At 62.6% G+C, this 23,823-nt stretch carries 21 protein-coding genes; 6 read left to right on the top strand and 15 right to left on the bottom strand.

The window, feature by feature from the left end; all coding sequences use genetic code 11:
* The first annotated feature begins 205 nt into the window (after positions 1-205).
* Both NYQ88_RS08680 and NYQ88_RS08675 read left to right on the top strand, forming a co-directional pair.
* Positions 206-1,204 (top strand): glycerophosphodiester phosphodiesterase family protein, encoded by a 999-nt coding sequence (locus tag NYQ88_RS08680; RefSeq protein WP_275654535.1) that lies wholly within the window; start codon positions 206-208, stop codon positions 1,202-1,204.
* Between the two features lie 76 nt (positions 1,205-1,280).
* Positions 1,281-2,165: a DMT family transporter gene (locus NYQ88_RS08675; RefSeq protein WP_275654534.1), complete on the top strand. Its 885-nt coding sequence runs from the start codon at positions 1,281-1,283 to the stop codon at positions 2,163-2,165.
* A gap of 110 nt (positions 2,166-2,275) precedes the next feature.
* Here the strand turns inward: NYQ88_RS08675 and alaS are convergent, their stop codons facing one another.
* Positions 2,276-4,915 (bottom strand): alanine--tRNA ligase, encoded by a 2,640-nt coding sequence (alaS, locus tag NYQ88_RS08670; protein ID WP_275654533.1) that lies wholly within the window; start codon positions 4,913-4,915, stop codon positions 2,276-2,278.
* A 326-nt stretch (positions 4,916-5,241) separates the two neighbouring features.
* Positions 5,242-6,321, bottom strand: coding sequence for a recombinase RecA (gene recA / locus NYQ88_RS08665; protein WP_275654532.1), 1,080 nt, complete (start codon positions 6,319-6,321; stop codon positions 5,242-5,244).
* Positions 6,322-6,605: 284 nt separating this feature from the next.
* On the opposite strand from recA, the gene araD1 reads away from it, so the two are divergent.
* Both araD1 and NYQ88_RS08655 read left to right on the top strand, forming a co-directional pair.
* Complete coding sequence (gene araD1, locus NYQ88_RS08660) at positions 6,606-7,601, top strand: AraD1 family protein (protein ID WP_275654531.1); 996 nt, start codon at positions 6,606-6,608, stop codon at positions 7,599-7,601.
* Between the two features lie 72 nt (positions 7,602-7,673).
* On the top strand, positions 7,674-8,693 hold the full coding sequence (locus NYQ88_RS08655) for an aldo/keto reductase (RefSeq protein WP_275654530.1): 1,020 nt from the start codon (positions 7,674-7,676) through the stop codon (positions 8,691-8,693).
* Here the strand turns inward: NYQ88_RS08655 and NYQ88_RS08650 are convergent.
* The 8 genes from NYQ88_RS08650 to NYQ88_RS08615 all read right to left on the bottom strand — a co-directional run bounded on the left by NYQ88_RS08650 (position 8,686) and on the right by NYQ88_RS08615 (position 15,471).
* Positions 8,686-9,081 carry a DUF2237 domain-containing protein gene (locus NYQ88_RS08650; protein ID WP_275654529.1) on the bottom strand — a complete coding sequence of 132 codons (396 nt, stop codon included), beginning with the start codon at positions 9,079-9,081 and terminating at the stop codon, positions 8,686-8,688. The genes NYQ88_RS08655 and NYQ88_RS08650 overlap by 8 nt on opposite strands.
* 42 nt (positions 9,082-9,123) lie before the next feature.
* A complete protein-coding gene (locus NYQ88_RS08645; protein ID WP_275654528.1) occupies positions 9,124-11,691 on the bottom strand; it encodes a PAS domain-containing sensor histidine kinase in 2,568 nt (855 codons plus the stop codon).
* Positions 11,692-11,857: 166 nt separating this feature from the next.
* Positions 11,858-12,934: a flagellar biosynthesis protein FlhB gene (flhB, locus tag NYQ88_RS08640; RefSeq protein WP_275654527.1), complete on the bottom strand. Its 1,077-nt coding sequence runs from the start codon at positions 12,932-12,934 to the stop codon at positions 11,858-11,860.
* A 63-nt stretch (positions 12,935-12,997) separates the two neighbouring features.
* A complete protein-coding gene (gene fliR / locus NYQ88_RS08635) occupies positions 12,998-13,768 on the bottom strand; it encodes a flagellar biosynthetic protein FliR (RefSeq protein WP_275654526.1) in 771 nt (256 codons plus the stop codon).
* On the bottom strand, positions 13,768-14,034 hold the full coding sequence (gene fliQ / locus NYQ88_RS08630; protein WP_275654525.1) for a flagellar biosynthesis protein FliQ: 267 nt from the start codon (positions 14,032-14,034) through the stop codon (positions 13,768-13,770). Before fliQ ends, fliR begins: the two co-directional genes overlap by 1 nt.
* Positions 14,035-14,141: 107 nt before the next feature.
* Positions 14,142-14,624 (bottom strand): flagellar hook-basal body complex protein FliE, encoded by a 483-nt coding sequence (locus tag NYQ88_RS08625; RefSeq protein ID WP_275654524.1) that lies wholly within the window; start codon positions 14,622-14,624, stop codon positions 14,142-14,144.
* A gap of 17 nt (positions 14,625-14,641) precedes the next feature.
* Positions 14,642-15,052: a flagellar basal body rod protein FlgC gene (gene flgC / locus NYQ88_RS08620; protein ID WP_275654523.1), complete on the bottom strand. Its 411-nt coding sequence runs from the start codon at positions 15,050-15,052 to the stop codon at positions 14,642-14,644.
* Between the two features lie 11 nt (positions 15,053-15,063).
* A complete protein-coding gene (locus tag NYQ88_RS08615) occupies positions 15,064-15,471 on the bottom strand; it encodes a flagellar basal-body rod protein FlgB (RefSeq protein WP_275654522.1) in 408 nt (135 codons plus the stop codon).
* 179 nt (positions 15,472-15,650) lie between these two features.
* Here NYQ88_RS08615 and NYQ88_RS08610 point away from each other — a divergent pair, with 179 nt between their 5' ends.
* Both NYQ88_RS08610 and fliP read left to right on the top strand, forming a co-directional pair.
* Positions 15,651-16,319, top strand: coding sequence for a flagellar biosynthetic protein FliO (locus tag NYQ88_RS08610; protein ID WP_275654521.1), 669 nt, complete (start codon positions 15,651-15,653; stop codon positions 16,317-16,319).
* Positions 16,320-16,347: 28 nt separating this feature from the next.
* The gene (gene fliP, locus NYQ88_RS08605; RefSeq protein WP_275654880.1) at positions 16,348-17,073 is read left to right on the top strand and encodes a flagellar type III secretion system pore protein FliP; all 726 of its coding nucleotides are present in this window, start codon (positions 16,348-16,350) and stop codon (positions 17,071-17,073) included.
* A gap of 27 nt (positions 17,074-17,100) precedes the next feature.
* On the opposite strand, the gene NYQ88_RS08600 is transcribed toward fliP, so the two are convergent.
* The 5 genes from NYQ88_RS08600 to NYQ88_RS08580 form a co-directional block, all read right to left on the bottom strand.
* Complete coding sequence (locus NYQ88_RS08600) at positions 17,101-20,451, bottom strand: hypothetical protein (protein ID WP_275654520.1); 3,351 nt, start codon at positions 20,449-20,451, stop codon at positions 17,101-17,103.
* Positions 20,452-20,677: 226 nt separating this feature from the next.
* The gene (locus NYQ88_RS08595) at positions 20,678-21,634 is read right to left on the bottom strand and encodes a hypothetical protein (protein ID WP_275654519.1); all 957 of its coding nucleotides are present in this window, start codon (positions 21,632-21,634) and stop codon (positions 20,678-20,680) included.
* Entirely contained in the window at positions 21,631-22,101 is a 471-nt protein-coding gene (locus NYQ88_RS08590) for a DUF6468 domain-containing protein (protein ID WP_275654518.1), read from the bottom strand. The genes NYQ88_RS08595 and NYQ88_RS08590 overlap by 4 nt, the downstream gene beginning before the upstream one ends.
* Positions 22,098-23,156 (bottom strand): flagellar motor switch protein FliM, encoded by a 1,059-nt coding sequence (gene fliM / locus NYQ88_RS08585; RefSeq protein ID WP_275654879.1) that lies wholly within the window; start codon positions 23,154-23,156, stop codon positions 22,098-22,100. The genes NYQ88_RS08590 and fliM overlap by 4 nt, the downstream gene beginning before the upstream one ends.
* 104 nt (positions 23,157-23,260) lie before the next feature.
* Positions 23,261-23,761 (bottom strand): flagellar basal body-associated FliL family protein, encoded by a 501-nt coding sequence (locus NYQ88_RS08580; protein ID WP_275654517.1) that lies wholly within the window; start codon positions 23,759-23,761, stop codon positions 23,261-23,263.
* Positions 23,762-23,823 lie beyond the last annotated feature (62 nt).

The following is a 23,823-nucleotide window of genomic DNA, read 5'->3' as shown; positions in this document are numbered from 1 at the left end:
ATAGGAAAGGCCGGGGATATTCCCCGGCCTTTTTTGTTTTGGCCGGTCCGCCGCCAAGTTCGTCTGGACTGCCGGGTATCGGGGCAAGTCCGGCTCAGGCAAAAGGCCAGGACACTGGGCGAAGTACTCAGCACTAAAAAGGTTTTGACGCATTATTGCCCCCGGCCCTACTCATTCAGAGGCGAGTGGTGGGGGGATTACCGAAATGAAGAAGCGGCTGCTGGTGCCTGCATTGATCCTGGGCGGCGTTTACCTGTTCAATGCGAGCTGGCGCGTCGCACCGCCGTCCGGTGACGGGCCGCAGCTGATCGCCCATCGCGGCGTGCACCAGACCTATCACCGCGACGGCCTCGAAAGCGACACCTGCACGGCCGAGCGCATCGACGAGCCGCGACATGGGCTGCTGGAAAACACCTTGCCTTCGATGGACGCCGCCTTCCGCTCCGGTGCCGACATCGTCGAAATCGACGTTCATCCCACAACGGACGGCCATTTTGCGGTGATGCACGACTGGACGGTGGATTGCCGCACGGAAGGCCAGGGCGAGACGCGGGCCCACAGCCTCGCCGAACTCAAGGCGCTCGATATCGGCCATGGCTACACTGCCGATGGCGGGGAGACATTTCCCTTTCGCGGCAAGGGCACAGGGCAAATTCCGGAATTGGGCGAGGTGCTGACTGCATTTCCCGACAAGCGTTTCCTCGTGAACTTCAAGAGCCGTGAGGCGCGCGAGGGCGACATGCTGGCCACCTTGCTAGCCGAGCACCCGGAGTGGCGGAATGCCATCTGGGGCGCATATGGCGGCGACGAGCCGACTTTTCGTGCGGCCCAGCAGATCGTGGGGCTCAATGTCTGGTCGCGGCGCGGACTGACGGACTGCCTCATACAATACGAGCTCTACGGGTGGACGGGGATAGTTCCGGAAAGCTGCCGCAATACCAAGGTGATGATCCCGATCAATGCCGCGCCATTCCTCTGGGGGTGGCCCAACCTCCTGCTGCAACGCTTCGCCGATGCGGGAAGCGAGGTGATCCTGCTCGGCCCCTATGGCGCGGGCGATCCCGGCACGGCGGGCATCGATGACCTGGAGACCCTCGCGCAGATCCCGGAAGGGTTTTCGGGCTATGTCTGGACCAATCGGATCGAGCTGGTCGGACCCACGCTAAAAGGTTTGCCTCTTGCGCAAATCGCGCCGGCACCGTAACCACACAGTCATAAAGCCTCTGGTATGGTAGAGGCATTCTTACATGGGCCGCGGCCCTTTTTTCCTGGATATTGCGATGCCGATCGGCGTCATACTGGCCTTTGTCGGCTACGCTGTTTTTTCGTTTGCCGATGCGCTGATCAAGGCTGTCGGGCCGACCATGTCGGTATTTGAAATAGCTTTTTTCACCACGAGCTTTTCCATCATCCCGCTGATGCTGCACAAGCGCGGCGAGCGCTGGCGGGACATGTACAAGCTCCATCATCCCTGGCTGGTCCATATTCGCTGCGCTACGGCCATCACCGCCACCGGCTGCGTGATGTATGCATTCACCCATATCCCGTTTGCCGATGTCTATGCGATCGCCTTCACCACGCCGATCTTTGTGACCCTGCTGTGCGTGCTGCTGCTCAAGGAAAATGTCACGGCGCTGCGCTGGTTTTTGTTGTTTGTCAGCTTCATGGGGGTGGTGCTGGTCATTCGGCCGGGGATGCGCGACCTGCAGCTGGGCCACTATATCCTGGTGTTCAGCTCTATGCTCGGCGCCTTCACCACCATCATCCTGCGCCATGTCGCGCCGCGGGAACGGCGGGTCAGCCTAGTCGGCCTGCAGGTGCTTTATTCCGGCATTATCAATGGCTTGCTGATGATTCCGACATTCGTCATGCCCAGTTTCGAGCAATTCCTGATCTTCCTCGCCATCGGCCTCCTCGGCGGCGTCGGCGGGCTCCTGATCATCTCGGCAACGCGTCGCACACCGGCCAATCTCATTGCGCCGGTGCAGTATAGCCAGTTGATCTGGGCCATTATTTTCGGCGCCGCTTTCTTCGGGGAATTCCCGGACTGGATCGCCATTGCCGGCATGTTCGTGGTGATTGCTTCGGGCGTCCTTAACGTGCTCAGCGAGAACCGGCCCATCCGCTGGAAGCCACGCATCTTCTTCTTCCGCGCTGGACTTTAGCGTCGCATCTGCGCCGAGTTGGCTAGCAGACTGTTAGCATTGACACACCTCAAATGCGAAAACGCCCCGTCACTAACGGGGCGTTTGCAATTGGATTATCCGAACCTGCTTTAGATGAGGGCGCGGATCGCGGCGATGGCTTCTTCAGCCTTCGAACCATCCGGACCGCCACCCTGGGCCATGTCCGGGCGGCCACCACCACCCTGCCCGCCCAGCGCAGCCGTTGCCGACTTGATGAGCGTGCCGGCGGCATATTTTCCGGTGAGATCTTCGGTGACGCCGATGGCGACCGTGCCCTTGCCGTCTTCGCCCTTGAGCACCATGACGACGACGCCCGAGCCGATGCGCTTCTTCTCGGCGTCGACCACTGACTTGATGTCCTTGGCAACGACGCCTTCGACGACGCGACCGACAAAGGTGACGCCATTGATGGTTTCGGAGGCCGCGGCACCGGCACCGCCGCCGCCGAGCGCCAGCTTCTGGCGGGCGTCGCTAAGGGCCTTCTCGGCGCTCTTGAGCTGGTTCTGCAGCGCCTCGATGCGCTCGAGCACTTCATGGGTGCCGGAGCGGAGGATGCCTGCGGCCGAGGCCACGATATTGGTGCTGTCATTGCCGCGATGGCGGGCAGCCTTGCCGGTCAACGCCTCGATGCGGCGCACGCCGCCGGCAACCGAGCTTTCGGCAACCACGGAGACGAGACCGATATCGCCAGTGCGACGGACATGGGTCCCGCCGCAAAGCTCGACCGACCAGCCAAGGCCATTTCCAGTGGGCTCGCCCATGGAGACGACGCGCACTTCATCGCCGTACTTCTCGCCGAAGAGAGCGCGCGCACCCGATTCCTTGGCTTCCTCCACGCCCATCAGGCGGGTTTCAACCGGCGTGTTCTGGAGGATGATGGCATTGGCGATGTCCTCGACCTCGGCCAGTTCCTGCGGGGTGACCGGCTTGGTGTGCACGAAGTCAAAACGCAGGCGATCGGCCGAAACCATCGAGCCCTTCTGGGCGACATGGTCGCCGAGGACGAGGCGCAGAGCCTCATGCAGCAGATGGGTGGCCGAGTGGTTGGCGCGGATGGACGAGCGGCGATCATGATCGACGATCAGCTCGACAGCCTGGCCAAGCTTGAAGCTGCCTTCGGTGACCTTGACCTTGTGCGCGAAGACGCCGTGGTGCTTGCCGGTATCCAGAACTTCGGCGCTGACGCCTTCGCCCTTGATGACGCCGGTATCACCGACCTGCCCGCCGCTTTCACCATAGAACGGGGTCTGGTTGACGATGACGATGCCTTCCTGACCAGCCGCAATGACGTCGACTTCGGCGCCGTCCACGAGCAGAGCCTTGATTTCGGCTTCTGCGGTCTCGGTTTCATAGCCGAGGAATTCGGTGGGGCCGAGTTTGTCGGAAAGGCCATACCAGACGGTGTCGGTGGCAGCCTCGCCCGAGCCGGCCCAGTTCTTGCGGGCTTCGGCCTTCTGCTGGGCCATGGCGGCGTCAAAACCGGCCTGATCGACAGTGATGGAGCGCGAGCGCAGCGCATCCTGGGTCAGGTCGAGCGGGAAGCCATAGGTGTCGTAAAGCTTGAAGGCGGTGCCACCAGCCAGCACGTCGCCCTCGCCGAGCGAGGCCGTCTCGGCTTCGAGAATCTGCAGGCCACGGCCGAGCGTCTTGAGGAAGCGACCTTCCTCGAGGCGGACCGTTTCGGCGATCATGGCTTCGCCACGGCTGAGCTCGGGATAGGCCTGGCCCATCTCGCGCACGAGGGTCGGAACCAACTTGTAGATCGTCGGCTCGCTCGCACCGAGGAGCGTTGCGTGGCGCATGGCGCGGCGCATGATGCGGCGCAGCACATAGCCGCGACCTTCATTGGAGGGCAGCACGCCTTCGGCAATGAGGAAGCTCATCGAGCGAAGGTGGTCGGCGATAACGCGCAGCGAACGATTGCCCGGGCCGTTGACGTCGGCATTGGTGACGTTGGCGGCTGCCGAGATCAGCGCCTTGAACAGATCGATGTCGTAATTGTCGTGGACACCCTGCATGACGGCGGCGACGCGCTCGAGGCCCATGCCGGTGTCGATGGACGGACGCGGCAGGCCGGTGCGCGAACCATCCGCATGCTGCTCGAACTGCATGAACACGAGGTTCCAGATTTCGATCCAGCGATCGCCGTCTTCATCCGGCGAGCCCGGAGGACCGCCCCAGACCTTGTCGCCATGGTCGTAAAAGATTTCCGAGCACGGACCGCAGGGGCCGGTATCGCCCATCTGCCAGAAGTTGGACTTGGCGCCGAGCCGCACGATACGATCTTCGGAAATGCCGGCGATCTTCTTCCAGAGCTCGAGCGCCTCGTCATCGTCCTCATAGACGGTGACCATGAGACGGTCGCGGGAGAGCCCCCAGTCCTTGGTCAGAAGGTTCCAGGCGAGTTCAATCGCTTCGGGCTTGAAATAATCGCCGAAGGAGAAATTGCCCAACATTTCAAAGAAGGTGTGGTGGCGCGCGGTGAACCCAACATTGTCGAGGTCATTGTGCTTGCCGCCTGCGCGCACGCATTTCTGCGCGGTCGTCGCCGTGGAATAGGGCCGCTTTTCGACGCCGGTGAAGACGTTCTTGAACTGCACCATGCCGGCATTGGTGAACATCAGCGTCGGATCGTTGCGCGGCACAAGCGGGCTGGACGCCACGGCTTCATGGCCGTTACGGGCAAAGTAATCGACAAAGCTCGAACGGAGATCGTTTACGCTGGTCATCAACTAGCTTTCATGCGGAACGGGCACGAGCGCGCCCTTGAAGAAAATCGTGGCTTTTTATCGTGCAGTGAACCGGAATGTCCAGCATTGCAGCAGGTTGGCATGGGGGAAAGTGCGGTGCGGCTCACGCCGAGCCCTTGAGAGGGACGGATTTTAAAGCCGGGATTGCCAATTCGGCGTGGCAAGCGGCCCCACCCCACCCTCAATCCCTCCCCATCAAGGGGAGGGAAGCCGACTGTGGGCGAAGGAGATCACGCGCCAACCATACAAAAAGACCTCCGCCTGGGGCGGAGGTCTGAAGGTCTGCATGGGAGAACAAGAGAAGACTATTCGTCGCTGCTGGAGTCGTCTTCCGCGCCGCCGCCGGCAACGAGAAGGACTTCACCGAGAAGGCCGGAGCTTTCGCGAACCCCTTGCTCGATCGTGTTGGCGATCTCGGGATTGTCCTTGAGGAACTGGCGGGCATTTTCACGCCCCTGCCCCAGACGTTGGCTTTCCCAGGAGAACCAGGCGCCGGCCTTGTCCACGATACCGGACTTGACGCCAAGATCGAGCAGTTCGCCGGTCTTGGAAATGCCTTCGCCATACATGATGTCGAATTCGACCTGACGGAACGGCGGAGCCAGCTTGTTCTTGACGACCTTGACACGGGTCTGGTTGCCGACGACTTCCTCGCGGTCCTTGAGGGCGCCGATACGGCGGATGTCGAGACGCACCGAGGCGTAGAACTTGAGCGCATTACCGCCCGTCGTGGTTTCAGGCGAGCCGTACATCACGCCGATCTTCATGCGGATCTGGTTGATGAAGATGACGAGGCACTTGGACTTCGAGATCGAGCCGGTGAGCTTGCGCATGGCCTGGCTCATCAGGCGAGCCTGCTGGCCCGGCAGGCTGTCGCCCATTTCGCCTTCGAGTTCGGCGCGCGGGGTGAGCGCTGCAACCGAGTCGACGACGAGAACGTCGATTGCGCCAGAACGCACCAGCGTGTCGGTGATTTCGAGAGCCTGTTCGCCAGCGTCGGGCTGGGAGATCAGCAAATCATCGACATTGACGCCCAACTTGCGGGCATAGATCGGGTCGAGCGCATGCTCGGCGTCGACAAAGGCGCAGATGCCACCCTTGCGCTGGGCTTCGGCGATGACGTGGAGCGCCAGCGTCGTCTTGCCCGAGCTTTCTGGCCCAAAAATTTCAACGATGCGGCCCTTGGGAAGACCACCAATACCGAGCGCGATATCCAGACCGAGCGAACCGGTCGAGATCGACTCCACCTCGATCGAAGACGCCTCGCCGAGGCGCATGATCGAGCCCTTGCCGAAATTGCGTTCGATCTGGCTCAATGCCGCAGCAAGAGCCTTATCCTTATCCATTGATCCACCTTCAACAACGCGAAGCGGCGAGCTAGCCATGAGTTTCTCTCCTTATTTCACGCTCTCGAAGGCTGCGCAAACGCGCTGGAATGAGAGAGCCTTGTTTTGCACCTGTGCCGCATTTGTTCTCATTTTGTTTCAGTCCTGTCAAGAGACAAAAAGAGAACATCCCGCTTATCCCCCCACAGCCTCCGGCTTGTCATGATTCCCCCAAGGTCCACCGAGCGGTTGCAAAAGTATGATTTTTGACTGGACAGTTTGCGGGCTCTTGCGTTTTATGCGCGGGCCCGACGCTGGGGCAAATGGGACGAGGATTTCAGGCCATGCATCTTATTCAGTTTTTTGACGACAATGGCGCCCGCGCCGTCGGGGTGACCCGCAATGGCGAAACGCGCCGCGTCGAAGGCACGAGCACGGTCTATGAACTGGCGCTGGCCGCAATCGGCGCGACACAGAGCCTGGCTGATATCGTCGACCAGCGCGGGATTGGCGCCGCAGTCGACAAGGCTGCGCTGCTGTCCGAGGGACGGCTGCTGGCGCCGATCGATCACCCAGACAGGGCGCATCTGCATGTGACCGGCACCGGCCTCACCCATCTTGGTTCGGCGGCAACACGCGACGCCATGCACAAGGCTAATGGCGACAAGCCCGAGGCCGAGCTGACCGACAGCATGAAAATGTTCCGCATGGGCCTCGAGGGCGGCAAGCCGACGGCCGGCCAGCGCGGCGTACAGCCGGAATGGTTCTACAAGGGCAATGGCAATATTGTCGCCAATCCCGGCCACCCGATCCCCTCCCCGTCCTTTGCGCTCGACGCCGGCGAAGAGCCGGAGATCGCCGGCATTTATGTGATCGACAGCCACGGCCAGCCGCGCCGCCTGGGCTTTACGCTGGCCAATGAATTTTCCGATCACGTGACCGAGCGGGTCAATTATCTCTTTCTCGCCCATTCCAAGCTGCGCGCCTGCTCGTTCGGGCCGGAGCTGCGCGTGGGCGATCTGCCGGGCCATATCGAAGGCAAGTCGCGCATCATCCGCGACGGCCAGGTGATCTGGGAAAAGCCGTTCCTCTCCGGCGAGGACAATATGAGCCACACCATCGCCAATCTCGAATATCACCACTTCAAATATGAGCTGTTCCGCCAGCCGGGCGATGTGCATGTGCATATGTTCGGCACGGCGACCCTGAGCTTTGCCGACGGAATTTCGACACGGCAGGACGATATTTTCGAGATCGAGGAGGCCCAGTTTGGCTTGAAACTGCGCAATCCGGTGCGCGTCGAAGCCGAAAAGCCGGTGCTGATCAACGGGCTCTACTAGGACGCCGAACACCGCGCGCTTTACGCCGGGCAACTAACATGTCAGTTATTTGCCCGGTGAGGAGACCCCTTTATGAGCGCGCGCAGCTTTGAAAAACGGCCTGTTGGCCGGACGGATCTGATGGTCACGACACTGGGCCTGGGCGGCGCTTCGCTGGCCGGGAACTACAATGCCGTGCCGGCTGAACAGGGTCGCGCGCTGGTGCGCCATGCCGTCGATCTCGGCATCAATTATGTCGATACTGCTCCGCATTATGGGTTCGGGCGCTCGGAACATATTGTTGGCGACGCGCTGCGCGAAGCGCGCGAGGGCATGGTGCTGTCCACCAAGGTGGGTCGCCTGCTGCGCCCGGTGCATGGCACCGATTGGCGGCGCGACGAATGGGTCGATCCCCTGCCGTTCCGCGAGGTTTATGACTATTCCTATGACGGGGTCATGCGCTCGTTCGAGGACAGCCTGCAGCGGCTGGGGCTCGAAAAGATCGATGTTCTTTATGTCCACGACATCGGCGCCGGAACTCATGGCGTGGAGGCCAACAGGCCGCTGTGGCAGCAGTTCGAGACCGGCGGCTATCGGGCGCTGCGCGAATTGCGCGAAGGCGGGCTGGTGAAGGCCATCGGGCTGGGCGTCAACGAGTGGCAGGTGCTGATGGACGCCTTTGCGCTGGGCGATTGGGACGTGTTCCTGCTTGCCGGGCGCTATACGCTGCTGGAGCAGACCTCGCTGAGCCCGTTCCTCTCCACCTGCGTCGAACGCGGCGCGTCGGTGGTGGTGGGTGGGCCATTCAATTCGGGCATTCTGGCGGGCGGCGATCGCTTCAACTATGCGCGGGCGCCCGAAGAAATTGTCAGCAAGGTGCGGGCCATTGCGGCGGTGTGCCAGGAGTTCGGTGTATCGCTGCCGGCGGCGGCGCTGCAATTTCCGCTGGCCCATCCGGCGGTGTGCAATGTGCTTCCCGGCCCACGCTCGCCCGAGGAACTGGATGGCATTCTGGCCTGGTGGGATGAGGCTATTCCGGATGCGCTCTGGTCGACCCTGATGGACAAGGGGCTGCTGGCCGAAGGCACGCCGATTGCCGGACTCTCTAGTTAAGGTCCAGCGCGTAAGCCTTTAGAATGTCGAGCGGAATGAGGCCGAGAACGGCCTCGTTGGTGGAGCGCAGATATACGCGCGGCGCCTGGCCCACTTCATGCGCCTGCATCCAGCGGCCGGCCAGGAGACACCAGCGATTGCCGGGGACGAGGCCGGTAAAACCATATTCCGGACGCGGGGTGGAGAGGTCGTTTCCGGCGCTCGCCGAATAGGCGAGGAAGGCGTCGGTGGCTGCGATGCAGATGAGATGCTGCGCGGCGTTATCTGGCCCCGCGGCGCAGTAGCCGGAGCGAAAGAACCCTGTAAGAGGATCGTCCGAACAGGGCTGCAGGGCCTCGCCGAGCACATTGCGCTCGGACACGCCGGCGGGACGCGGATAATCACTCATCGCCAAGGCCTCCAGCTCTGGGGCAAGAGGTGGGCATGGCGATCAATCCGACTTGTCGATGCGGCGGAGGACTTCCTTGACCTTGGAATTGATCTGGTCGAGCGAATAGGGCTTTGGCAGGAAGTCGACGCTCTGATCGTCGGAAATGTCGCGACGCACGCTTTCCTCAGCATAGCCGGAGACGAAGATGACCTTGAGCTCGGGCATTTTCTCGCGGATGTGCTTGAGCAGCGTCGGGCCATCCATTTCGGGCATGACCACGTCGGAGATGACGAGATCGACCTTGTAGTCGATGTCCTCGAGCACTTCGATCGCCTCGTCACCGCCATCGGCCTCGAACACTTCATAGCCGGTGGCGCGCAGGGCGCGAGCGGAGAAGGCACGCACGCTCTCCTCGTCCTCGACGAGCAGGATGCGCTCGTGGCCGGTGAGATCCTTGGCCGGGGCCGTCGCCGCGGCAACCTTGGCGGCGAGTTCGGCCTCGGTCGGCACATAGCGGGGCAGGAAGATTTTGAAGGTGGTGCCGACGCCCACGGTCGAGACCGGATAGATAAAACCTTCGGTCTGCTTGACGATGCCATAGACGGTCGAGAGACCAAGGCCCGTGCCCTTGCCCAGCTCCTTGGTGGTGAAGAAGGGCTCGAAGATTTTCTGCAGCACTTCCGGGCTCATGCCGGTGCCGGTGTCCTCGACGTCGATCAGCACATAATCGGCGGGCGCCAGGCCATCAAAGCGCAGGCTGGCAGCCTCGGCTTCAGAGATATTGCTGGTGCGCACGGTGATCGAACCGCCGTCCGGCATGGCGTCGCGGGCATTGACCACGAGGTTGATGATGACCTGTTCGAGCTGGACCACATCGGCGCGGACCGGCCAGATATTGCGACCATGCTCGACGCCAAGATGGTTCTTCTCGCCGATCATGCGCTTGAGGAGGACCGTCAGGTCATCGACGATCAGCGGCAGCTCGAGCACCTGCGGGCGCAACGTCTGGCGGCGCGAGAAGGCCAGGAGCTGACGGGTGAGACCGGCAGCGCGATTGGCGTTCTGCTTGATCTGCATGAGCTCGTTGAAGGACGGATCGCCCGGCTTGTGCTTGAGCAGCAGCAGATCGGAGAAGCCGATGATGGCGGTGAGGAGATTGTTGAAGTCGTGCGCCACGCCGCCAGCGAGCTGGCCAACGGCCTGCATCTTCTGGCTCTGGGCGAACTGGGCTTCGAGCTTGCGCTGGTCGGTCATGTCGAGGGCATAGACATTGACCTGCTCGGGCGAGCCGGCGCTGCTCTCGGAGGCGGAGATATAAAGGCGGACGGCGTGATCGCCCTCGGCGCTCAACAGCGCATCGACGGGCTCGACCTCGGACTGCTGGGCCATGGCATCGGCGATGGCCCGGTCCAGCTTGTCGCGGCTGCCTTCGCCGATGAGATCGCGCAGCGGCTGCAGTTCGACGGTCTTTTCCTCGCCCGACCAGCGGAAGATGCGGCCGAACGGAGCATTGGTGCGCACCACCCTGCCCGCGCTGTCGAGCGTCGCAATGGCAAAGGGTGTGTCGTTGAAAAAGCGCGAAAACCGCACTTCGGCGGCGCGCAGTTCTTCTTCGGTATCGGGGGCACTCGACATGTCGAGCACGAGGGTCCGGGTCTCGCCCAGCTCGCCGTCGGCCAGACGCGCGGCGCGATGGAGGAGGCGCACCGGCAGCGTCGTACCATTGCGGCGCACGAGGTCGATATCGATGATTTCGGTGCGGATTTCGCCGTCGCGGCGGCCACGCATCAGGAGCGAGGAACCGTCCCCACGCACCACGTCCTCGAGGCGGAGATGGCCGGCGTTGAACTCGGCAAGGTCATAGCCCAGCCAATCGGCGAGGGTCGAATTAAGATATTGGATACGGCCCTGGGCATCGGCGGAGAAAAAGCCGGAGGGCGAATGATCGAGATAGTCGATGGCGCGCTGCAGGTCGCGGAAAGCGGTTTCATTGCTCTCGCGGTCGCGTGTGATGTCCTCGATGGTCCAGGCGACCATGGGCTTATTGGCGTCATCGGTCTCGGGCAGCGAGCGCACGGAGACCTTATAGGTAAAGGCGCGCGCGGAATCGTCCGGCGCGGCGCCCAGCCCACCCATGATACGGATGTTTTCGGCGGCGCTGCGGCCATCCTTGGCGGCGCGCACAAGGCGATAAATGGCTTCGCTGGCGTCGGCATGGCCGGCAAAAAGGCGCGGCACGCTCACCGGCAGGCCATTGTGCAGGGCACCGGGGAAGCTGCCGTAGCTGGAATTGACGTAAGAGATCTTGCCATCGCGATCGGCCACGACAATGCCGCGTCCGGCGCTGTCGATGACGGCATTGGCGATGGTGCGGCGCTCTTCGGCACCGGAGAAGCGGAACAGTCCGGCGGCAAGGCCGAACATGAAAAACACCCCGGCGACGGCCAGGATGCCAACAAAGGTCATCACCAGTTCTGCAGGGATCCGGTCACCGAACAGGGCAAAGCCGGCGGCCATGGCCACGAGGAAAACGCCGAGTGCCACAACCCGCCACAATCCGGCGCCACTGCGCGACGATGCCAGAACCGGATCGGGGTAGCTGCCCTCGCCAAGTGGCGTTGTGGCCATGAGGAAACGCTCCAGCACGAGATGTGACCCGAATCGGGACATACAAGGTCTATCAAATGGCCCGCGCACATGGGAGTGCGAAGGCGGTTTTCAACATTAGCAGGGTTTTTGCCTCAGGACTGCTACCTGCCCGAAAATAGCGGCGCGATAACGCGCTACACGCGTTTCAGGCGCGCCAGCTGCTCGACTTCTTGAGGCGCATGACGAAGCCGATGATTTCGGCGACCGCCTTGTAATGATCGGCCGGAATCATCTGGTCGACATCGACCGAAGCAAAGAGGGCACGCGCCAGCGGCGGGTTCTCGATGATCGGCACGTCCGCATCCTTGGCGACGAGGCGGATACGCAGGGCCACGGCATCGACGCCCTTGGCCACGCAGATCGGCGCCGGCATGTTTTTTTCGTATTTGAGCGCCACGGCATAGTGGGTCGGGTTGGTAATAACCACGGTGGAATCGGGCACCGCCTGCATCATGCGCTTGCGCGCCTTTTCCTGGCGCAGCTGGCGGATACGCCCCTTTACGTGCGGGTCGCCTTCCATCTGCTTGTATTCGTCACGCGTCTCCTGGACGGTCATCATCTGCCGCTTCCACCACTTCTGGCGGACGTAAAAATAGTCCGCAGCAGCGATGAGGGTGACGACCAGCAGCACAGCCGTGATGATCTTGACCGCCATCTCCTGCACATCGAGCAGGATCATCACCGGGTCGGCCGTCATCATGGTTTCGAGGCGATCACGCTCCGGCCAGCACACGAGGAACACCACGAGGCCGACGACGCTGATCTTGATCAGCCCTTTGCCGAAATTGATCAGCGCATCGATGGAAAACAGGCGCTTGGCGCCGGCAAGCGGCGAAATCTTGGAGAGCTTTGGGGTGATCGGCTCGGTAGAGAGCAGCGGCCGGTGCTGCACGAGATTGGCCAGCAGACCGCAGAGATAGAGCACGCCGAGCGGGGCGAGGATGACGCCGATCAGCGACATGCCAAGGCCGGTGACGAAGCCGGCAAAGCCCGAGCCATCGACGTCGAACTGGTCGGCGTTCATCAGGACGAGGCGGAGCGAGGCGCTGACTTCGGCGGCCACCCAGGGCGCCATGGATGAGAAAATGATCGCCGTGCCGACCAGCATGAAGAGCGTGGTGACTTCCTGGCTCTTGGCGACATCGCCCTTCTTGTGAGCATCCTCCAGTTTTTTCTGGGAGGGGTCTTCTGTTTTACTGTCCTTGTCGGGTGCGTCAGACATGGGGCAGCGCCCTCACCTCTGGTGCGCATCGCGGACAGCAAATGGCTGGGGCGATCGACATGGCTAGCCTCGCCACATCGCAAGATGATTTTCAAACGCGGTGAGATACCAGCCCATCATCATGGTGAGCAGCAGGGCAAACAGCACGAGGCCCGCCAGAATATTGGCGGGCATGAGCACGAAATAGACCTGCAATTGCGGCATGAGGCGCGCCAGGATGCCGGCACCAAGGTTGAACACGAGGCCGAAGACGATGAAGGGCGCCGACATCTGCACCCCGACGCCGAACGCTCCGGCGACTGTCTGCAGCGCCAGTTGCAGCGCATCCTCTCCCATCAGCGGGGCGGTCGGCGTAAACACTGCATAGCTGTCGTAGATCGCGGCGAGCGCGACGTGGTGGAGGTCGGTGGCGAAGATCAGCGCCACGCCGAGGAAGGACAGAAAGCTGGCAAAGACCGCACTCTGCATGCCCTGGAGCGTCGGGTCGGCGGCCATGGCACCGCTGAGGCCGGTCTGGAAGGCGACGATGGCGCCCGCTACCTGGGTGGCCATGACAGTGATGCGGATGATGGCCCCGATCACCAAGCCCACGGCAAGCTCATGAAAGAGCAGTTCCAGCAGCCCCACCATATTGGTGGGATAGGGCGGGATGAGGTCGGACAGCAGCGGATAGAGCACGAGGGTCAGCAGCAGCGCGAAGGTAAGGCGCATGCGCATGGGAATGGTCTGTTCGCCCAGCGCCGGCATAAGCATCAGCAGCGCGCCGATGCGCGCGAACAGCATCATGTAGGTGAATGCAGCGGCCGGGCCCCAGTCGAGGCTCAGGTTGAACATTACCCGCCGACGATAATCATATCGACCACGCGCATCATATAGGCCGACAGCGTCGCCCCCATGAAGGGCAGGACGAGCAGCATGGTGATGAAGATGGCGATGATCTTGGGAACGAAGACCAGGGTCATTTCCTGGATCTGCGTCAGCGCCTGGAACAGCGCAATGACGACGCCGACCAACAGGCCCACGATCATCATGGGCAGAGACACGATGATCAGTGTCCAGATGCCCTGGCTGGCAATGTCGAGAGCTTCGGCGCCGGTCATGTCTACCGCCTCCGCCGCGGTCAATGGCGGAATGGTAGCTGATTCCCCGCCCGGTTCAGCAGGCAATTGTGGGCTGCGATGCCGCAGCCCCAGTCATTTCATGGCGATCAGATCGGCATCCGCATGATTTCCTCATAGGAGGCAATGACGCGATCGCGGATGGTAACGATGCTTTCGATGGCGATTTCGGTCTGGCTGAGCGCGGTGACCATGTCGACCACATTGCCCTTGCCGTTGACCACATCCATCGACATCTGCTCGGAGGCGCGGCCGGTATTGACGACGCCCTGGACGCTCTGGGCCAGCATATTGGCGAAATCATTGCCCTGCTGAGCCGTCGCGGTGCCGAGCTGCGCGCCCGGCAGGGCGGCCTGCTGGAGCATGAGGCTCGCGGCGTCGCCCATCATGGCGATGCTCATCGGGTCCGCGGAGCGGCCCTCTACGACGCCCTGGACGCTCTGGGCCAGCATCTGCGCGAAGTTGGGACCGGCAGCGACCGAATTGGCGGCGCTATCGGCATCAGGACGAACAGACAGGCGGCTGGCATTGCCGTAGGCAGCTGCCGCAATATTAAAGGGGGTGGAAGCCATTTGACGCTCCTAGAAAATCAACCGCGCAGGATGTCGAGCGTTTGCCCGAGCATCTGGCGAGAGACAGAAACCACGTTGAGATTTGCTTCGTAGCTGCGCTGGGCTTCGCGCATATCCATCGTCTCGATCAGCGTGTTGACGTTGGGATATTGCACATAGCCATTGGTGTCGGCGGCCGGATGGCCCGGCTCGTAGCGCGGCGTAAAATCGCTGTTGTCGAGGGCCACCTTGCCCATCTTGACCGTGCGACCACCCACTTCATTGTTGTAGGTCGTCAGGAAGGTCGGCACGCGACGGCGGTAGGGGTCGCCATCGACCGTGGTCGCGGTCGAATCGGCGTTCGCGATGTTTTCCGCGATGACACGCATGCGCGCCGATTGGGCATGGAGCCCTGTTGCCGCGATGCGAATGGAAGAGCTGAAATCCATCTATCCTGTCCTTACGCCGTCTTGCCCATGGCGGTGCGCAGGATGCGGACCGATTTCTGGTAAATGTTGGTGGCGGCCTGGTAATCCATCAAATTATTGGTGACCTTCATCATCTCGTCTTCGAGCGTGATGCCATTGCCGCGCGGGGTGACCTCGAAATTGGCCATCTTCTGGTCTGCAAACCCGTCAGGGCCGCCAATCGAGGTGCTGAAATGGCGCGGCTGGGTGGCCATGGTGGACACAACGGGTGCCTTCACCTGGCCGACGCGGTCGGCAAAATTATAGTGCTTGAGGTCACGACCCCTGAACCCGGGATTGTCGGCATTGGCCACGTTTTCGGCCAGCAGGCCTTGACGCGCCTGATGCCAACGCATCTTGTCCGTCAGCGCCGCAAAAACCGGCAGATCCATAATGCCCATAGTGAGGCGTTCCCGAGTCCAATTTGTATAGGCAAATCCTGCCCATTTAGGGTTAACGAACAGTTAATCACCCGGTAAGACTGACCTACCTTGCCTCGCAATTTGCAAGATTGGCTGATTTGGGTGGGCAGAAAGTGCCAGCAGGGATTCGTTGGCCATCTAAACAGGAGAATTTTTAGGTGCAGTTCATCACCAGCCTTTTCGGTGGAGTCGGCGGCAATACTTATCTGACCGCCATCTTTGCCCTCGGCGCCGTCATCGTTCTGATCGTGCTCGGCGTGTGGCTGCTCAAGCTGATCTTCAAGGTTTCGACTCAGGGCCCGCGTGGCCGAAACCGGCGCCTCGCCATCGTCGACAGCCTTGTTGTCGACCAGAAGCGACAGCTGCTGGTCATCCGGCGCGACAATGTCGAGCACCTGATTCTGACTGGCGGCCCGCAGGATGTGGTGATCGAAACCGGCATCGCCGTCGAAGAGCCCCCGGCCGTGCAGCCGACCCGTCGCCCGGTGCCGTTCATGGGAGCTCGCCGCCCCGGCCCTGCCCCCACCGAGGCTAAATCTGCCGACGCAAAGCCGACAATCGCACCGGCCTCGGCGGTCGCGGCCGGCCCGTCGGGCAATCTCGATCGCCTGCGCGACGCCAAGCCAAAGAATGGCGCGGCACCTCGTTCGCTGCGTCACACCGGCCTTCTTCGCCCTGTCAGCCCGCAGGAGCCGGCAGCAGACGGGTATAAACCCGACATTTCGCCCGAGCCGGCACTCGACTCAGTTAAAGAGATGGAAACAGATCAGGCCAATGAAGGGCTAGGCCTTGACCAGACCAAGCAGAGCGAAGCCAAGAGCCTCTAGGTTCTTTCAGATCCCGGGCCAACGCGCCCTGCTGGTTGTCGGCCTGGCAGGGCTAGCCCTGCTGGGCGCCGCCGGCATTGCCCAGGCCCAGGAACTGTCGCTCGATTTCGGCAACGACACGGCCCTGGTTGACCGTGCGGTACAGCTGATCGGCATGATCACGGTGCTGTCGCTGGCACCGTCCATCCTCGTGATGGTGACGAGCTTCACCCGCATCGTGGTGGTGCTGTCGCTCCTGCGCACGGCCATCGGCCTGCAGACCGCGCCACCGAACTCGGTGATGATCTCGCTGGCGCTGTTCCTGACCTTCTTCATCATGCAGCCGACGCTGCAGCAGAGCTATGACCAGGGCATCGCGCCCCTCATGGCCAATGAGATCGAGTTTGCAGAGGCTTTCGAGCTGACGGCAGCGCCGCTGCATGAATTCATGCGATTCAACGTGCGCGAGCAGGACCTGCAGCTCTTTTATGATCTGACGGAAGCCGACATCCCGGCCGAGCCGGAAGCCATCCCCCTGCAGCTGCTGATCCCGGCCTTTTTGATTTCGGAACTGCGCCGCGCCTTCGAAATCGGCTTTCTCTTGTTCCTGCCCTTCGTCATCATCGACATGGTCGTGGCCTCGGTGCTGATGGCCATGGGTATGATGATGCTGCCGCCGGTGGTGATCTCGCTGCCGTTCAAGCTGATCTTCTTCGTGCTTGTGGACGGCTGGTATCTGGTCGTCGGCTCGCTGGTCCGCAGTTTCAATACATAGCGGACCAGGCCGACCGGTCGAGCAGTCCTAGCCTTCGGTCGTCAGCCCGAGTTCATCGGTCTTGGCTACCGGGGCCAGGGCACCCTCGCTTTCATAGGTTTCCCGGTAGGCGGTAAGGAAGAGGTCCAGGCCATCGCGCGCCGCGATCTGGGCCGCGACCTGCTTGAACTCATTGCTCGTCACTTCGATCGGGCCGGTGATGAAGTCGAAGATCGGCCATTCCGGCGAATTGACCATGGCGTCCGAATATTTGGCCCGCAGGCGCGCGGTGGCGGCAGCATCACCGACGAGGACATAGCCGACACCGGCCTGGATGATGTTGAGACGCGCCGGCTTGCTGAGCGGCGTGGCCAGAGCCTGCATTCCATAAAGGGCCTCGATGCCCTGCCCGGCCTGCACATAGCGCTTGGCCTGCCAATGGGCGTCGATGCGCATCAGCTCGATGTCCTGCCCTTCGAGATCGCGCAGCAGGTCGAGCGCCAGCTGGTCGCGACCACCATCGATCAGGGCGCGGGCCTCGATGATGCGGCGCTGGCGCGCCATGGACACCGGCAGATCCGGCAGGCGCGATTCGTTGAGCACCCGCATGGCTTCGGCGGGCTTGTGGTTGGCGAGATAGAGCACAGCCAGATCGGTCGCGACCTGTGTCCGCGCGACGCCGCGCAGGCGGTTGTCGAGCTGGTACTGCAGGAGATCGATCGCCTGCGGGAGCAGATCGACCCGCACCAGACGCCGCGCCAGATTGCGGATCATCTCGTCGCCCTGCGCGCCGGCAGGGGTCAGATGCTGGAAATCATAGTAGACGCCAAGCGCATCCACGGGGGCCATCTTGTCGGCCATGCCGTGGAGGAAGAGCTCGGTGAAGGTGCGCTGCGCACTGTCGCTGAGCACCTGAACTTCGCGGCTTTCCGGATCGCTGAGGATCGCAGCCTTCACGGCCTCAAAGCCTTCACGGTAGTCGGCAGTGCGGAAATGAAGGTCTGCCAGCATGGCCTGCATGCTCGCTTCCAGCCGGTCGCCGCGCCAGAGCATGGCTTCGGCCGACAGGGTCTGCGTACCGCGGGCGACATCGAGGCGCCCCTGCTGGTCAAGGATCTGCAGCGTGCGGTAGACGGCCTCGGCGCGCGATGGCCGGACTTCGGAGGCAATGACCTGGCCATAGGTATCGAGGGCCAGCTGCTGGCGGCCCTGAGCCTGAGCCAGACGGCCGGTCAACAGGTTGAATTCGGCAATCTGGTTGGTGTCTAGATCGGCGAAATCGACGCTCTCGAGCATGGCCGCGGCCCGCTCTTCATTGCGCTCCTCGACGGCGGCGCGGATAGCGGCAAGTTGGAACTTGGCGCGCAGCCAGGACGGATAACCATCCGATATGGAATAGGCCTGGGTGGCATCGGCGAGCGCGCCGGAAAAGTCATTGACCGCTGTGCGCGCGATGGCGCGCCAGAACATGGCGTCGACATCCTGATCGAAACGGCGATCATTGAGCGTGGCAAGACCATCGGCCGGACGACCGGCCACAACGCTGGCGGCCGCAAGACTCATCTCGATGCGCGGCCGAAGCGCACTGTCGCGCAGGCTCGATCCAGCTACCTCGAACACGCCCAGCGCCTCAAGGGCGAGACCGTTGGCGAGGAAATACAGGCCGAGATCAAGGCGCGCCGTGTCACGCGACACACCATCGCTGGCGGCTGCGAGAGCTTCATACTGGTCGCGCTGGACACCGAAAATGCCGGGGTCGGCCTGGACCAGGGGCGCGAGATCAAGAAAATTGGCCCGTTTCGCCGGCGTGGTGCTGGCCTGATCCTGGCGCAGGGTCTCGATCGGCGAGACGGTCAGCCCAGATCCCGAAGAGATGACAGCGAGGGCGTTTTCGATTTCGACGTCGAGATCGCCTGCCTTGGGGCGAACCACGAGGCCATGGACGCTGCGCATGGCGGCAAAGTCGACATAGTCGAAGGAGCGCGTGAGGCCACGGGCGGGCGGATAGGCGGTGACGACCTTGAGCGTATCGCCGACCATCGGATCGGCAAAATCGTGGACCCGCGCGGGCCGCACGATATTGGCGGTCATTTCGAACTCGCCCTGCATGTCGCGGCGGCGCACCAGTTCTACCGGCTCGGTGGGCGCCAGCATCACGTCGCCGAGCGAGAGCACCCAGGACAGCCCTTCGGATCCGAGCGTGGCCAGACGGTCCTGCGAGAGATCGATGCGCACGACCTGTGTGTCATTGCCGGAGCTCGACGACACGAATTCCGAGGCAATGGCCTGCAGCTGCCCCATCTCGGGCGGGGACGCCACCTGGCTCTGGCTGTCGAACACCATCCACACCGAATCCCCGCGCCGGAATACTGCAGCGGGCGTTTCCTGCTCGAACGGGAAGACAACGCGCACCGTGCTGCCGAGCATGGTGACGAAGGGGGTGATCTGGGCCGGCGCGGCAGCATCGAGCGTCTGGGCGACGGGCTGGGCCGGAGCCCCGCCGAGCGACGCCGCGGCCACTGGCAGCGCTTCCTGCTCGGATAGCAACGCGGCCGGCGTCAGCTCGGGGAGCCCCTCCCCCTCGATATCGATGTCGAGGACATATTGGGTGGGCGAGGTCCCATAGAACCGTGGCTCGACGCCCTTGGCAAATTTGAGCGAGACCGTGCTGCCATCCGGAGTGACGACGTTGCGGATATCGGCAATCTCGCGCGGCAGATCGATGCGCGCCTCGCGCATGTCCACTTCGACCGGCCACTCGAACTCAATGGCGCCGGCTTCATCGGCGAAGTCGAAGGTGCCACCGGTGGGGATCGTCCAGTCGAACTGCAGCCGGTAGAAGGTCGGGTTGCGGCCGAGGCGGACGGTCGCGCGCGGGTTCTGCTCGGCAACCACCTGCGCCTTGCGCATCTGGTCTTCGCGCAGGGCGGCGACCACCGCCTTGGCGGCCATTTCGTCGATAACATCCTGCGGCAGCGCCGGCGGCATGCCCTGCCAGCTTTGAGGCAGGAGATCGATGAAGAGCTTGTCGCCCGCTTCGGTGGGATTGAAATTGAAGTTCGTGCGCAGGGCAAGACGCATGCCCTTCCCGTCGGCATCGACGCGCGCCACCGACAGATATTCGGGCATGGTGGATGCCACGTCTGGCAGGGCGATGGCGATCTGGTCCTCGAAGGTGAGGGTCAGCACGCTGTTGGACATGCGCAGATCATAGGCGGGGAGCGTATCGCGACCGGGGAAGCTGATGATCAGTCGGCCATAGCCGTCTTCCTGCGTGGCGAAGAACTGGCCGCGCTCCTGTGCCCAGGCGAGCGACAGGGTCGCCATGCTGACCGACAGCGTTGCCACGGCCAGGATAGCCCGCGACCGCAACCAGCTTGAACCCGACCTGATTTTCACGGCTACAGCCCGCCCGACACACTAAACGCGCTCCGCGACGACACCGGAAGGCCGGGCACGGGAGCAACGCGTTACACAAAACTACTTGCCGCCAACCCTACGGCCGCATGCTTAACATGGCCTTACGGGGCACCATGATGGCAGGCTCCGGCACCGATGAGCTGGGCAAAACAAAACCGCGGCGCCCCTGGGGACGCCGCGGCCGATGATTTCGATGGTGCCGGCCTTACTGGCCGACGATCTGGGGGAGCGCCGCCACGTCGCCAGACGGGATCAGCTCGGGATTGGCGGAGGTCTCTGACGCCAGCCGGACGGTCAGCTCCTGCGCTCTCGGGGTCTTCATCTCGGCGAGCACCGGAGCCAGCCGGCGCGGGCTCATCAGCTTGGCCACGCGGACCAGAACATCGATCTCGAGCTCGTCGAAAATGGTCGCAGCGTCCTTCGGCTTCATCGTCTGGAACATAGAGACGATGCTGGCGAACTGCTCTTCTTCGAGGCGCTTGCGCTCGTCCACCAGCGAAGCGATCTGGGCTTCGAGGGCTTCCAGCGTCGAGGCGCGGTCTTCGATCCGGCGCTCGGCAGCGTCGACCAGCGAAGCCCGGACGCTCAGCTCCTGCTCGAAGGCTTCAAGCTCGGCGCGACGGGCGGACAGCCGGTCGAGCAGGACCTGGCCGGTGAGTGAGGTATCGCCGACCGCCATGTCGACCGTGCCGCCGGGCCTTGCCAGCTGCGGAAGCGCATCGCCGGGTGTCGGGCAACCGCCGGGAACAATGGTAAGCTGGCCACCCTGCTGCTCGCCAGTCGGGCGAGGCGCACAGGCATTGTCGATCGCCACGCTGTTCGCCGCAGTCGGGGTGGTTTCCCCGACGGGCAGAGCAGGATCGAGCTGTGCGACGAGCGTGGTATCGGCCGCCGGAGCATCGTGGCTGACAGGGGCCACGGCGCCTTCAAGCGTCGGCGCCTGGTCGGACATGACCGGCGCTGCATCGGACAGCGTGGGCTGACCGACCGAAGGGCTATCCTGCGGCGCAGGAGTGGCCGGGGCGGCTGCGCCACCGGCGGCAGCTGCAGGCGTCACGCCCGAGAGGACATAGTGCCCCTGGGTGACGAGCCCGGTTGTCTTGAGCACGAACAGGGCGCCCACCACCACGATGACGACTGGGAGCAGGCGGATGTTGTTCACGCTGCAACCCCACGGTTCTGCACACGGGTCGTCAGCTGCTCGAGCGCGGCGCGGACCTTGTTGGTCGGGCTCACGGCCTGGCGGTCTTCCGCATCGGGAACGAAGTCAAGCGGAGCAACCGGGGTCGGCGCGCGGCGGGCGGCGGCGGTGATCTTGGAAATCCGCTGCATCAGCGCATTGCCGGCATTGACGTGATTGGCAAGCTCGATGCCGAAGCGCTCGGCTTCCTCAAGACGGCTGCTGAGCGCCAGGTCGGCTTCGACGGCCGTTGCCTTGAGTTCCTTGATGGCCTGATTGGCAAGGCCAGTGGCCGTGACCAGATCGCCAACCATGAGGCGCAGGGCGTCGCGGTCCGAATGCAATTGCACCAGACGACGGTTGAGGATGACGCAATAGCCAATGGTGAGCGCCAGCAAGAGGGCGACGGCACCTTCAATAATCAAGCCAAGAGACAGATCCAACATCATCGCCCTTCCAAAGACTCATCAATCGCTTCAAACGCCGCCATGGTGACCTTGGGCGGGCTGAGCGGGCGCGTAACGCGCACCGAAACATTATTTCCAATATGGCCCATAATGGCCTGGGTGAGATCGACGTCGCCGCAGCGCAGCTGGATCGGATCCGTCGGGGAACGATCGAACATGATCGTCTCGCCCGGTTTGATATTGATCAGGCGCGCCAGAGGCAGGTCCTGCTCATGCAGGATGGCATCGATCTCGACGTCCGCCTGGTAGATCTCGGTCGCAAGGTGACCTTCCCAGATCGGGTCGCGGCCGAATTTCTCGCCCATGAACATTTGCAACAGCTGGTCGCGGATGGGCTCGATGGTGGCGTAGGGCAGCAGGATTTCGATCTTGCCACCGCGGTCGTCCATCTCGATCCGGAGTTCGATCAGGATGGCCGCGTTGTTCGGGCGGGAGATGGCCGCAAAACGCGGGTTGCTCTCCATGCGCTCGAGCTTGAAATTGACCTGGGTCACCGGCTCGAATGCGCGGTGAGTGTCTTCCAGGATCAGCTCGATCATGCGCTGCGCCAGCGCCATCTCGATGGTCGTATAGGGACGACCCTCGACGCGGACATTGCCGCCGCTGCGACGCCCGCCGAGCAGCACGTCGATCATCGAATAGATGAGGTTGCTGTCGACGGTGAGGAGGCCGTAATTGCCCCATTCCTCGGCCTTGATGACCGAGAGGATCGCGGGCAGCGGAATGGAATTGAGATAGTCGCCGAACCGCACCGAAGAGATGGAGTCGAGCGAGACTTCAACGTTGTCCGACGTGAAATTGCGCAGCGAGGTCGTCGCCAGTCGCACGAGGCGATCGAAGACGATTTCCAGCATCGGCAGGCGTTCGTAGCTCACCAGCGCCGAATTGATCAGCGCCTGAACGCCGGAGAGTTCGACATTGCTGGCCGCAGCCGCATCGAAGCCGAGGAGATTGTCGATCTCGTCCTGGTTGAGGACACGATCGATACCGTCAGCACCGCCATCGGCAGCCTGCAGCATCGCAGCCCAGTCTTCCATGCCCGGATCGTCGGCACCGGGAATATCGAACCCGCCACCGCTGCCGGTCAGAGCGTCGAGACCCCAGTTTTCAGAGAGTTTGTCTTGATCGGGAGGACCAGCCATTACTGCACCAGAATTTCCTTGAAGAGCACGCTCTCGACCCGGGCCGGATAGACGGCCAGGTTGACGCGGCGCAGCAGCTCTTCCTTGAGGCGATAGATGCCGGCGGAGCCTTCGAGATCGCTCTTGCGCAGCTCGCGCATATAGACCTGGAAGGCATCAACTACCTTGGCGAGACGCGGCTGGATGGCCGTCATGGTCTCCTCGTCGGCAACCTCGAGCGCAACCGTCAGCTTCATGTAGTTCTGCTGACCGTCGACGCTGTTGAGATTGACCATCATCGGCTCGAGATTGAAGATGAAGGTATCGGCGGCAATCGCTGCAACGTCGCCCCCTGCCCCGTGCGCGCCGCTTGCATCAGTCGCACTGCCCGAGGACAGGAAGAAGAAGAGGCCTGCGCCACCAACGAGGACGACTGCCGCTGCGGCGCCAATTATGACGAAGAGCTTGTTGATGCCTTTTTTGGTTGGCACCTCGGCACCAATTTCCGCTTCTGCCGCCATTCCACGCCCCAACAAATGCCGCTGTTTCCGGATGATTCCGGCTTGATGACCAGCTAATGCCA

Origin of the sequence: Devosia sp. SD17-2, assembly GCF_029201565.1 — a bacterium.
In the GTDB taxonomy this organism is placed as follows: domain Bacteria; phylum Pseudomonadota; class Alphaproteobacteria; order Rhizobiales; family Devosiaceae; genus Devosia.
The sequence above is the reverse complement of the archived record's forward strand: the minus strand, read 5'-3'. Positions and strand labels throughout refer to the sequence as shown.

What these genes read in the sequence shown, in the direction of transcription:
- NYQ88_RS08655 (WP_275654530.1), top strand. Translation starts at nt 7,674, where the DNA reads ATGAGCGCGCGCAGCTTTGAAAAACGGCCTGTTGGCCGGACGGATCTG.
- NYQ88_RS08675 (WP_275654534.1), top strand. Translation starts at nt 1,281, where the DNA reads ATGCCGATCGGCGTCATACTGGCCTTTGTCGGCTACGCTGTTTTTTCG.
- NYQ88_RS08625 (WP_275654524.1), bottom strand. Translation starts at nt 14,624, where the DNA reads ATGGCTTCCACCCCCTTTAATATTGCGGCAGCTGCCTACGGCAATGCC.
- NYQ88_RS08680 (WP_275654535.1), top strand. Translation starts at nt 206, where the DNA reads ATGAAGAAGCGGCTGCTGGTGCCTGCATTGATCCTGGGCGGCGTTTAC.
- NYQ88_RS08615 (WP_275654522.1), bottom strand. Translation starts at nt 15,471, where the DNA reads ATGGGCATTATGGATCTGCCGGTTTTTGCGGCGCTGACGGACAAGATG.
- recA (WP_275654532.1), bottom strand. Translation starts at nt 6,321, where the DNA reads ATGGCTAGCTCGCCGCTTCGCGTTGTTGAAGGTGGATCAATGGATAAG.
- fliM (WP_275654879.1), bottom strand. Translation starts at nt 23,156, where the DNA reads ATGGAAGACTGGGCTGCGATGCTGCAGGCTGCCGATGGCGGTGCTGAC.
- flhB (WP_275654527.1), bottom strand. Translation starts at nt 12,934, where the DNA reads ATGTCTGACGCACCCGACAAGGACAGTAAAACAGAAGACCCCTCCCAG.
- NYQ88_RS08590 (WP_275654518.1), bottom strand. Translation starts at nt 22,101, where the DNA reads ATGATGTTGGATCTGTCTCTTGGCTTGATTATTGAAGGTGCCGTCGCC.
- NYQ88_RS08645 (WP_275654528.1), bottom strand. Translation starts at nt 11,691, where the DNA reads ATGGCCACAACGCCACTTGGCGAGGGCAGCTACCCCGATCCGGTTCTG.
- alaS (WP_275654533.1), bottom strand. Translation starts at nt 4,915, where the DNA reads ATGACCAGCGTAAACGATCTCCGTTCGAGCTTTGTCGATTACTTTGCC.
- flgC (WP_275654523.1), bottom strand. Translation starts at nt 15,052, where the DNA reads ATGGATTTCAGCTCTTCCATTCGCATCGCGGCAACAGGGCTCCATGCC.
- NYQ88_RS08650 (WP_275654529.1), bottom strand. Translation starts at nt 9,081, where the DNA reads ATGAGTGATTATCCGCGTCCCGCCGGCGTGTCCGAGCGCAATGTGCTC.
- fliQ (WP_275654525.1), bottom strand. Translation starts at nt 14,034, where the DNA reads ATGACCGGCGCCGAAGCTCTCGACATTGCCAGCCAGGGCATCTGGACA.
- araD1 (WP_275654531.1), top strand. Translation starts at nt 6,606, where the DNA reads ATGCATCTTATTCAGTTTTTTGACGACAATGGCGCCCGCGCCGTCGGG.
- NYQ88_RS08580 (WP_275654517.1), bottom strand. Translation starts at nt 23,761, where the DNA reads ATGGCGGCAGAAGCGGAAATTGGTGCCGAGGTGCCAACCAAAAAAGGC.
- fliR (WP_275654526.1), bottom strand. Translation starts at nt 13,768, where the DNA reads ATGTTCAACCTGAGCCTCGACTGGGGCCCGGCCGCTGCATTCACCTAC.